Origin of the sequence: Protofrankia sp. Cr1, from assembly GCF_963555865.1 — a bacterium.
Classification (GTDB): domain Bacteria; phylum Actinomycetota; class Actinomycetes; order Frankiales; family Frankiaceae; genus Protofrankia.
In genome coordinates, this window is sequence record NZ_CAUVXO010000178.1 from 825 (window position 1) to 10,083 (window position 9,259).

The following is a 9,259-nucleotide window of genomic DNA, read 5'->3' on the forward strand; positions in this document are numbered from 1 at the left end:
GGGGTTGTCATCGTCGGCTTCGTCCGTGCAGGCGGCGTCGGGGTCGGCGTCTGGGGACTCGGTGTATTCGCGGTAGAGCAGCCAGCAGCCGTGGATCCCGGCGAGGAGGTCTTCGAGGAGGTCGGTGGCGGGCCGGGTCGGGTCCAGCGGGGTGAGCCGGTGTGGCATCAGCGTGTGTCGGAGTTCGTCCGGCTGGTCCTCGAACGAGTCCGCGCGTTCGTGGGCGGCTTCGACGGCGGCCAGGAGGGTGTCGAGGTCGGGGATGGCGCCCTCGGCGACGGCCATGGCGTCCGTGATCAGCTGGAGGACGACATCCCGCGGTGTTTCTCCGGTTCCCATGCGTTCGAGGACGACGGTGGGGCTTTCGTGGGGGAGTGCTTCGATGCTGTCGGCCTCGATGAGGATCTGGGTGGGGTCGAGCCCGGTGTGGTGCGCGGCGACGGTGGCCGCGGCGTGGAGCCAGTGGGCCGCGGCGGTCGCGGCGGCGGCCGGGTCGATGTCGGTGCACAGGCGGGTGTTCCCGAAGGGATCGTCGGCCAGGATCGCGTCGGCGGCCGCGACCTGGACGGGGGAGGCATCCGCGCGGGTCAGGGTGATGGCCTGGCGGGCCCGTCCGGTCAGGTCGCCGCATTCGGCCTGTTCGATGGCGTCGAGTTCGGCCCGGACGTCGGTAGTGATCTGTTCGGTGAGGTCCTGGCTGCCGATCGTGTGCAGGGCCCGGCCGACGCGGTGTGCGGCCTCGTGCACGATGACGTAGGACTGGCGCTGGGTGCCGTTGTGGGGCAGCTGGGGGTGGCGGATCGCGGTGAGCACGCTGGTGAACGCCTGGCGGTCACTGTGGCGGCGCCATCCTTCGCTGCCGGTGGCAAGGCTTGGGGTGGCGCTGGCCGGGTGGGTGTAGGTGCGCCAGGCCGCGGCGGTGAGGAAGCTCAGTTGTTCGGCCAGTCGTAGAGCGTCGCTGTCGGCGGTTGCCGGGGGGAGAACGGCGACGGTTGCGGCCAGGTCGCCGGTTCCGGTCGCCCAGGAGACGATGAGCGCACGCCGGGCGGGGTCGTAGCCATACCGGCTCATTGCCTGACTTCTCCTCTTTCCGGCATCATCCCGCGGCTTGCCGTCACCAGTCTGCGGCACCGGGCGTGGCATGGCAGCCGAACCGGTCTCGGTGCCGGTCTCGGTGCCGATCTTTAAAAGACCCTCGGATGAATTCTATCCAGTCCGGTGTATGCCTAGTGCATCCGATTGGTGACGGATTGGCCCGCCGGCCGTTCGCGGTCGCCGTGAGCCAGGTCAGGACAGCCCGGATCCGTCCCGTCCGCCGGTGGACCAGCCGAGGATCGGTCGGCAGGTGGCGCCGGCGGGCGGGCCCGGTGGGGGGAGGTTGGCTATGGCTGCCCGACATAGGTGACGGTGACGATGGCATTTCGGGCGGTCGGGCTCGTCGGCCGGGGGCTGAACACGACCGTTGCGCTGCCCGAGCACGGCAGGACCAGCGAGGTGGGGATGGCCAGCGGCGTCCCGTAGCTGGTGAAGACCAGTGGGCTGGTGGTCGCGGGGCCGGGGAAGCCGACGGCAATCGTGGTACCGGCCGATCCGGTGTAGCCGGGTCGAACGACCGGGTCGACGACGCGCTGGACCGCGACGGTCTGGCCGGCGAGCGGATGCCCGGTCTCGCCGGGGCTGACCGGGCCGAAGCAGCCCATCTGGATCGTGGCGTTCGCAGGCGCGCCGTTGACAAAGCCTTCGAAGTACTGCTTCGGCGTGATCGGGTCGGCCGCTGCGGCTGTCCCGACCGTGGCGGCGGCGACCGCGGTCATGACCGTGCCGGCGACCGCGAGCTTCCGGCCGGACCGGGCGAGTGCTGTTAACCTCGACATGCTGACTCCCTTACAGGTAGCAAGCGGGCGGATACCCGAAGGGACCATAGGTCATCGGGCACAACGCCCGGACCAGCGGCACCGGAATCGCCGGGAAACATTGTGGCCCCTTCCGGTGAATAAGCAGTGCACGCCAGGATGTTCGCCATCCCGAACCCGGTGCCTTTCGCGATATCCGGTACTTTGGTTCAACAGCACCGGGTGCCTGATAGCAACTTCCTATCCTGCGATCGGACTTCACCGTATCGCTCGGGTCCGGCTTCGTCGGCTGTTACGGTCAGGACCGTCTGGCATGCGACCTCAGCATAGTACTCAGGAGGGGGCGGTCGAGAATGGTTGGCGTCCAGCCCGCAGCGTACATTCCCGAACCCGAGTTCGGAGCGAACGGATCCACTCCTCGCAAAAAAGCGATCAGCAATCCCTATCTGCACCGCCTGCAGCGCCGCCACTTTCTGCTGTTCGATGTTCTCCCGATCTTCGGTACCGCCGCCGCCTTCGCTTTCCTTGCGGTACATCCGATCGGTGCCACCGAAATTGCCCTGCTTTTTTCGATGTGGCTCGTGACCGGGCTGGGCGTCACCGTCGGTTATCACCGGTTCTTCACACATCGTAGCTTCAAGGCCGCGTCGTCCGTGGCAACGGCGCTCGCAGTACTCGGCTCGATGGCCGGCCAGGGCGGACTGGTGTCCTGGGTTGCTCTGCACCGGCGACACCACGAGTGCAGTGATCGCGAGGGAGATCCCCACTCGCCGAATCTCGCTGGCGACGGTCTGACGGGTCGGCTGCGTGGCCTGGCCCACTCCCACTTCCTGTGGATGCGCCGGCACGAATACCCGAACATCATTCACTATGCGCCGGATCTGATTAAGAACCGTGCCCTGGTGCGGGTCGCCCGTCTTTATTATTACTGGGTGCTGCTCGGGCTGCTGCTCCCCGCGCTCGTCGGCGGTCTCGTCTATCAGAGCTGGGAGGGGGCGGTCAGCGGTCTGCTCTGGGGCGGTCTCGTGCGGATCTTCGTTCTTGAGCACATCATCTGGGCGATCAACTCCTTCCTGCACATGTTCGGCACACGTCCCTACGAATCCAGAGAGAACAGCAGGAACGGCGGTGTCTTTGCTCTGGTGACCTTTGGTGAATCGTGGCACAACAACCATCATGCTTTCACCGATTCGGCTTCTTTCGGGTTGAACTGGTACCGGCTCGATCCAGGCTACTGGCTCATAAAAATGCTTTCGGTCTGTGGCCTGGCATGGGATGTCAAGATTCCGTCCGCAGAGCGGATGGAAGCCAGGCGCAAACCTGAGAACGGCAATCCGGTCCCCAGTACCACAGCATAGGGAGCGAGCACCTTGAAGCCGAGCAGAGAAGCGATTGCGCAATGGTGTCAGGAGTATGTTGCGGGTCTCCTCGACCTGCCGGTCGAGGCGGTGGATCTGGACGCGGACTTTGATCGACTGGGAATCGATTCCCCCCTCGCCGTCGCCCTGCTGATGGAGATAGAGGAACGCTACGGCGTCGACCTGCCGCCCGAGGCGTTGTTCGAGAACCCGACCATCAATGCAATCGCCGCACATCTGTACGAGCAGAATCAGCGGCACGTGGCGTAGCCGTGCCTGAATCATTCGAAAGCGACCGTACCGCCGGTGCGGCGGCTGCCATCCGGCATCACTACGATGCCGGGAACGCGTTCTACCGTCTTTGGCTCGACCAGTCGCTCACCTATTCGTGTGCGATGCGGGAAGGCGCCGACGACACACTCGAAACCGCCCAGGAGCGGAAGCTGCAATTTCACCTGGACGCGATTCGGGCTGATGGTGCCGCGACCGTGCTCGACATCGGCTGTGGGTGGGGTGCGATCCTGAAGCGGTTGGCGGAGAGCTGCCGCGTTCAACGGTCGGTCGGTCTCACGCTCAGTGATGAGCAGGCAGCTTTCGTCCGGTCCCAGGAGTACCCAGGTGTGGAAGTGCGTACGCAGAACTGGCTGCACTACGAACCCGACATCCAGTTCGACGGAATTATCTCCATCGGCGCCTTTGAGCACTTCGCCACCCCCGAGGACTCGTCAGCTGAGAAGATCCACCTGTACCGGGAGTTCTTCACCCGCTGCCGCAGTTGGCTGAACAAGGACGGCGTGTTGTCGCTGCAGACAATCGCCTACGCGAACATGTCCCGTGAGAATGCGAGCCACTTCATCCAGCGGGAGATATTTCCGGCAGCGGATCTGCCGACGTTCGCGGAGATCACCGCCGCCGCGGAGGGTATTTTCGAGGTTCAATCGGTGCATAACGGTCGGCTTGACTACGCCTGGACGTGTGAACAGTGGGCACGTCGGCTGCGAATGCATCGCGAGGAAGCCGTTCATCTTGTCGGACCGGAGGTGGTCGCCCGGTACGAGCGCTATCTGAAACTCTCTGCTCTTGGCTTCCTGATGGGAAAGATCTGCCTTCTCAGGATCGTTCTTCAGCCCTTCAGGAGCACGTATTTCAACGGTCGTGGGGTGCCGGCGCGATGACGTCGGAGACGGGTAGCACGGCAACTGCCAACACCGCCGAACCCGGTCCGGCGCCCATTCGGTTCAACCCGTTCAGCGCCGAGTTCCGACGCGACCCCTACCCGCTCTATCGGCAGCTTCGCCAGGCACAGCCCGTCCACCGGACGCTGGGGATGTGGGTTCTCACGCGGCACGCCGACGTGCAGGGTGTCCTGCGTGACCGCACGTTCAGCGCCGGACTCATACCTCAATTGATCAGCCGGCAGGCGAATCGGTTGGCGCACGACAACGTAGCCCGGATCGTCCGGCTGGGGAAGAAGTCGCTGGTCTTCACCGACAACCCGGACCACGCACGGCTGCGTGCACTGGTGAACCGAGTGTTCACCGCGCAGGAAATCGTCAAACTCCGTCCCCGTATCTCGGCGGTTGCCGAGCAGCTGGTGGCGCGGGCGTGGGACGACGGCGGTATGGACGCCGTCGCCGACTTTGCCGCGCTGCTGCCGGTCACGGTCATGTGCGACTGGATGGCGCTTCCGGACAGCCTGCGCGAACGCGTCGGCCAATGGACGCATGACATCCGGTTCCTGCTCGAACCAGGGCTGATGAAAGCCGGTGATTTTACGCATGTGTGTGATGTCGTCGAAGAGTTCGCGGACGCCCTGGACGACGTGGTCGTGCAACGCCGGTCCCGGCCCGGCGACGACCTGATAAGCCAGCTGCTCGCCGCGGCGACCGGCGGTGGTGACACGCTCAGCGATGAAGAACTCGTCTTCGTCTGCATCATGTGCTTCGTGGCCGGCAACGAAACCACGAAATCCCTGATAGGCAACGGCCTCCGCGCTTTGCTTGCGCACCCGGATCAGGGTGCCCTGCTTCACCGTCGGCCAGAGCTGGCGAAGAGTACCGTCGACGAGGCATTGCGCTACGACAGCCCGCTCCAGCTGACCAAGCGCCTGGCCACGTGCGATGTCGAAATCGACGGAAAGCAGATACGGGCGGGAGAGCAGATTCTCCTGTGTCTCGGCGCCGCGAACCGCGACCCCGCGGTGTTCAGCCGGCCGGACGAGTTCGACATCACCCGCGACACGAAGGGGCACCTCGCATTCGGGTACGGAATGCACGGCTGCCTCGGCGGGCTGCTGGCGCAGCTGCAGGCGGAGGTCGCCTTCGAGCGCCTCTACCGGCGTCCGCAGCGTCTGAAACTGCGGACCGAGGAACTCGACTGGCAGGACCACAGTTTTATCGTCCGCGGTCTGAAGCACCTTCCGGTCTCGCTGGAGCCGCTTCCGTCCGGGTTCCTCCGACCAATGGAAGGAGAATGGTGAGGCACAGACCACTGCTCCCGGAGATCCTCCAGGGCCGCGCCGCCGCCGAGCCGGCCAACAGGGCGTACGTGTTCCTGACTGAACATGGGGAGGAGGAAGCGGTGCTGACCTACGGCGAGCTGCACGCACGGGCGCTTGCCGTGGCCCGGCAGCTGAGTCGGGGCTGCAAACCTGGTGACAGAGCACTGTTGCTCTTCCCGCAGGGTCTGGACTTCATCGTCGCGTACTTCGGGTGCCTCTACGCGCAGGTCATCGCGGTGCCCGTCAACCCCCCGCGCAAGAATCGGATGCAGGACGCGACCCGCAGCATCGTGAAAGACTGTGCACCATCGGCTGTACTCACCCTCAGCGCGATGCTCGAAAGCACCAGGGAGTCCCTGGAGCCGATCTGCGGGGCGCTCCACTGGTTTCCCGTCGACCAGATGGTGGACGCGGTTGACACAGATTTCGACCCGCGACCCTGTTCGGCTGATTCCGTCGCCTTCCTGCAGTACACCTCGGGTTCCACAGCCGACCCGAAGGGGGTCATGGTTTCGCACCGGAACCTCGTGGCGAACCAGGAGATGATACAGCGGGCGTTCGGCCACGATCAGCACTCGACGTTTGTCGGCTGGGCGCCGTTGTTCCATGACCAGGGTCTGATCGGAAACGTCCTGCAGCCGCTCTACCTCGGGGCGACCAGCATCCTCATGTCGCCAATGGCGTTCATCCGCTGGCCCCTCCTGTGGCTGTCGGCTATCTCGCGCTACCGCGCCCACACCAGTGGCGGACCGAACTTCGCATTCGACGCCTGCGTCGCACGAGCTGCCAGAGGCGACCTGCCGGATCTCGACCTCAGCTGTTGGAAAGTCGCGTTCAACGGCGCCGAGCCGATTCGTCCCGAGACGCTGCGTCGATTCTCCGAGAGCTTCGCGTCGGTGGGATTCAATGCGCAGGCGCTCTACCCGTGCTACGGCTTGGCCGAGGCAACTCTGCTCGTGACCGGCAGCCAGAAGGGCCGCGGCCCGCGCACCATTGATGCGGATACCGGGGAGCTGGGCCACAAGCGCTATGTCAAGGCGCCGAGCGGCCGCGGCCGTACCCTCGTAGGTTCCGGGCTCGTCTGCCCGGAAACGTCGGTTCGTATCGTGGACCCGGAAACGAGACGCTCGTGTCCAGCGAATCAGGTCGGAGAAATCTGGGTTGCCGGGGAGCACGTGGCACAGGGTTACTGGCGGCGTCCGGAGGTGATGGCCGAGGCTTTCCAGGCCGAATGCGACGGTGAGATCGGACCCACCTATCTGCGTACCGGAGATCTCGGCCTGGTGGTCGACGGCGAGTTGTACATCGTGGGCAGGTTGAAGGATTTGTTGATCATTCGGGGAAGGAATCACTACCCGCATGACATCGAGCACACGTCGCAGTCGGCGCATCCCGCACTGAGGCCCGGTGGGTGTGCCGCGTTCTCGGTGCCCGGCGCCGACGGTGAAAAGCTCGTCGTGGTTCAGGAGATCAAGCGTGAAGAACGACTGAAGGTGGATGCGACAGACGTTGCCGCATCGATTCGAGCGGCAATAACGCGCGAGCACCAGCTTTCCGTGAGCGACCTGGTGCTGACTTTGCCGGGTCGACTGCAGAAAACCAGCAGCGGCAAGATCATGCGGGCTGCCGCCAGAAGGCGCTATCTGGAGGCCGGGTTCGACCTCTGGGCACCCCGGACGCAGTCGGTCGCGTGAGGGATTGATCGATCAGCGGGGAGGATGTGAACATGGACGTGTTGAAAGCGGAAAACCCCGACTTTGCGCAGGCGGTGAAGGCCGTGGTCCTGAGCATGCCGGCCGCGCAACATCTGGGTTTCGAGTTCGGCCGGATGGCGCCGGGAGAAGCCGAGATCATCCAACCCTACCGGAAAGAGCTCACGCAGCAGGACGGCTTCGTTCAGGGCGGTGTCCTCGGCTCACTGGCGGACTTTGCCGGGGGTTCTGCGGCCGGCACACTGCTGCCGGCCGGATGGGTGAACATGACCATCGACTACACGGTCAAAATTCTGGCCCCGGCGAAAGGCGAGCGAATTATCGCCCGCGGCCGGGTCGTCAAGGCGGGCCGGATCATGACGGTCGCCGCCGCCGATGTCTACTCGGCTGACGGCGCTGAGGAAACGCTGTGTGCCACCGCTTTCGTGACCATGCGCAATATGCGGGTGCCTCAAACGGCCGTCTCCAACGCCTGACCACGCGAAGAAGATATCGAGACGAGGGACTCATGCCGACCATCGACGTCCGCGGCGCGACGATTGCCTACACCGACACCCTTGCGCCGGCCGGTCGACCGGATGCGTCGACCATTGTGTTCGGGCACGGCCTGTTGTTCAGCGGCTGGGTTTTTCATCGCCAGATCGCGGCCCTGCGCGCGTCCTACCGGTGCGTGGCGCTCGACTGGCGCGGGCAGGGGGACACACCGGCGACCGTCGACGGCTACGACATGGACACCCTCACCGGCGATGCGGTCGCCCTGATCAGGGCGCTCGGTGTGGGCCCGGTGCACTGGGTGGGCCTGTCCATGGGCGGCTTCATCGGCCAGCGCGTCGCGGCCCGCCACGGCGAGTTGCTGCGTTCGTTGACGTTGCTGGACACCAGCTCCGGGCCGGAGGAGCCGGGCAAGGTCGGCGAGTACAAACAGCTGGCATGGCTGCTGCGTCTGTTCGGTATCAAGCCGATCCTGAGCAAGGTCAGTCCGCAGATGTTCGGCCCTGTCTTCCTGGCCGACCCCGCCAGCAAGACGCTGCGGGACGAGTGGGTGCGCCGGCTCAACCGCAGTGACCGTGCCGCCGTGCGCAAGGCGGTGCTGGGGGTGGCTGACCGCCCACCGGTGGATCATGAAATTCTCGGGATCACGGTGCCCACCCTCGTCGTCGTCGGTGCCGAGGACGCGGCCACTCCACCGGCGAAGGCGGAGCGCATCGCGGCCCGCATCCCAGGCGCCCACCTGCAGATCGTCGCGAACTGCGGACATACCAGCCCGCTGGAACAACCCGAGATGATCACCGGGCTGCTGGACACGTTCCTCGCCACGGTCGACCGGGCCTGAGTCGCGGTACCCGAATCCTGCCTGGTAACCGCGTCGCCACGGTCGTGTGAACCCGTCCGCGCGCCTCACCTGCGATCCGATTATATCGGACTTTCACGGATTGACTTCGCGACGATGGCTATTCCGTTTATTATCGGACAGTAGTGCTGCTGGCCGATAGGACCGGGAGGCGTGATGAGGTTGTGTCGGGGTGGCCGCCGTTTGTTGTCCGTGGCCGGGGTGGCCACGGCGGTGCTGGTGGCGTCGATGACGTCGGCATCGCCGGCGGTAGCCGCCGCTCTCGGCTCGGTGCGGGTGTCGCATGCGACGACGGTGGGGGTGCACAACACCTACGACAAAGCCGACTACATCTATCTCGCCCAGGCGCTCGACGCGGGTTCTTCCATGATCGAACTTGACGCGTGGGACGACATCGTCGCGCATCGCTGGCGGGTGAGCCACAGCAACCCGCTCGGCAACGACAACAACTGCGTGGTGGCCACCAGCGCGTCGGCCCTCTACAC

Annotated in this window: 9 protein-coding genes and 1 pseudogene; 8 read left to right on the forward strand and 2 right to left on the reverse strand. The window is 65.2% G+C overall.

Features of this window, described 5'->3' with window-relative positions:
• Together U9980_RS14960 and U9980_RS14965 are read right to left on the reverse strand one after the other, a co-directional pair.
• A partial coding sequence (locus tag U9980_RS14960; RefSeq protein ID WP_322768469.1) for a hypothetical protein occupies positions 1–1,071 on the reverse strand: 1,071 nt, incomplete at its 3' end.
• Between the two features lie 311 nt (positions 1,072–1,382).
• Positions 1,383–1,874 (reverse strand): hypothetical protein, encoded by a 492-nt coding sequence (locus tag U9980_RS14965; protein WP_322768470.1) that lies wholly within the window; start codon positions 1,872–1,874, stop codon positions 1,383–1,385.
• Positions 1,875–2,206: 332 nt separating this feature from the next.
• Between U9980_RS14965 and U9980_RS14970 the strand changes: the two genes are divergently transcribed.
• From U9980_RS14970 to U9980_RS15005, 8 genes and pseudogenes are all read left to right on the forward strand, one after another.
• Positions 2,207–3,211, forward strand: coding sequence for an acyl-CoA desaturase (locus tag U9980_RS14970; RefSeq protein ID WP_322768471.1), 1,005 nt, complete (start codon positions 2,207–2,209; stop codon positions 3,209–3,211).
• A gap of 12 nt (positions 3,212–3,223) precedes the next feature.
• The gene (locus U9980_RS14975) at positions 3,224–3,481 is read left to right on the forward strand and encodes an acyl carrier protein (protein WP_322750126.1); all 258 of its coding nucleotides are present in this window, start codon (positions 3,224–3,226) and stop codon (positions 3,479–3,481) included.
• A 2-nt stretch (positions 3,482–3,483) separates the two neighbouring features.
• Complete coding sequence (locus U9980_RS14980; RefSeq protein ID WP_322768472.1) at positions 3,484–4,386, forward strand: cyclopropane-fatty-acyl-phospholipid synthase family protein; 903 nt, start codon at positions 3,484–3,486, stop codon at positions 4,384–4,386.
• On the forward strand, positions 4,383–5,690 hold the full coding sequence (locus tag U9980_RS14985) for a cytochrome P450 (protein WP_322768473.1): 1,308 nt from the start codon (positions 4,383–4,385) through the stop codon (positions 5,688–5,690). The genes U9980_RS14980 and U9980_RS14985 overlap by 4 nt, the downstream gene beginning before the upstream one ends.
• Positions 5,684–7,405 (forward strand): fatty acyl-AMP ligase, encoded by a 1,722-nt coding sequence (locus U9980_RS14990; protein WP_322768474.1) that lies wholly within the window; start codon positions 5,684–5,686, stop codon positions 7,403–7,405. Before U9980_RS14985 ends, U9980_RS14990 begins: the two co-directional genes overlap by 7 nt.
• Before the next feature lie 32 nt (positions 7,406–7,437).
• A complete protein-coding gene (locus tag U9980_RS14995) occupies positions 7,438–7,899 on the forward strand; it encodes a PaaI family thioesterase (protein WP_322750130.1) in 462 nt (153 codons plus the stop codon).
• 32 nt (positions 7,900–7,931) lie between these two features.
• Positions 7,932–8,756 (forward strand): alpha/beta fold hydrolase, encoded by an 825-nt coding sequence (locus U9980_RS15000; RefSeq protein WP_322768475.1) that lies wholly within the window; start codon positions 7,932–7,934, stop codon positions 8,754–8,756.
• A gap of 219 nt (positions 8,757–8,975) precedes the next feature.
• Positions 8,976–9,259, forward strand: a pseudogene (locus tag U9980_RS15005) (hypothetical protein); the annotation flags it as partial.

Bases quoted from the DNA above. Each gene is read 5' to 3' on its own strand.
- U9980_RS14965 (WP_322768470.1), bottom strand. From the start codon at position 1,874: ATGTCGAGGTTAACAGCACTCGCCCGGTCCGGCCGGAAGCTCGCGGTC.
- U9980_RS14970 (WP_322768471.1), top strand. From the start codon at position 2,207: ATGGTTGGCGTCCAGCCCGCAGCGTACATTCCCGAACCCGAGTTCGGA.
- U9980_RS14985 (WP_322768473.1), top strand. From the start codon at position 4,383: ATGACGTCGGAGACGGGTAGCACGGCAACTGCCAACACCGCCGAACCC.
- U9980_RS14990 (WP_322768474.1), top strand. From the start codon at position 5,684: ATGGTGAGGCACAGACCACTGCTCCCGGAGATCCTCCAGGGCCGCGCC.
- U9980_RS14995 (WP_322750130.1), top strand. From the start codon at position 7,438: ATGGACGTGTTGAAAGCGGAAAACCCCGACTTTGCGCAGGCGGTGAAG.
- U9980_RS15000 (WP_322768475.1), top strand. From the start codon at position 7,932: ATGCCGACCATCGACGTCCGCGGCGCGACGATTGCCTACACCGACACC.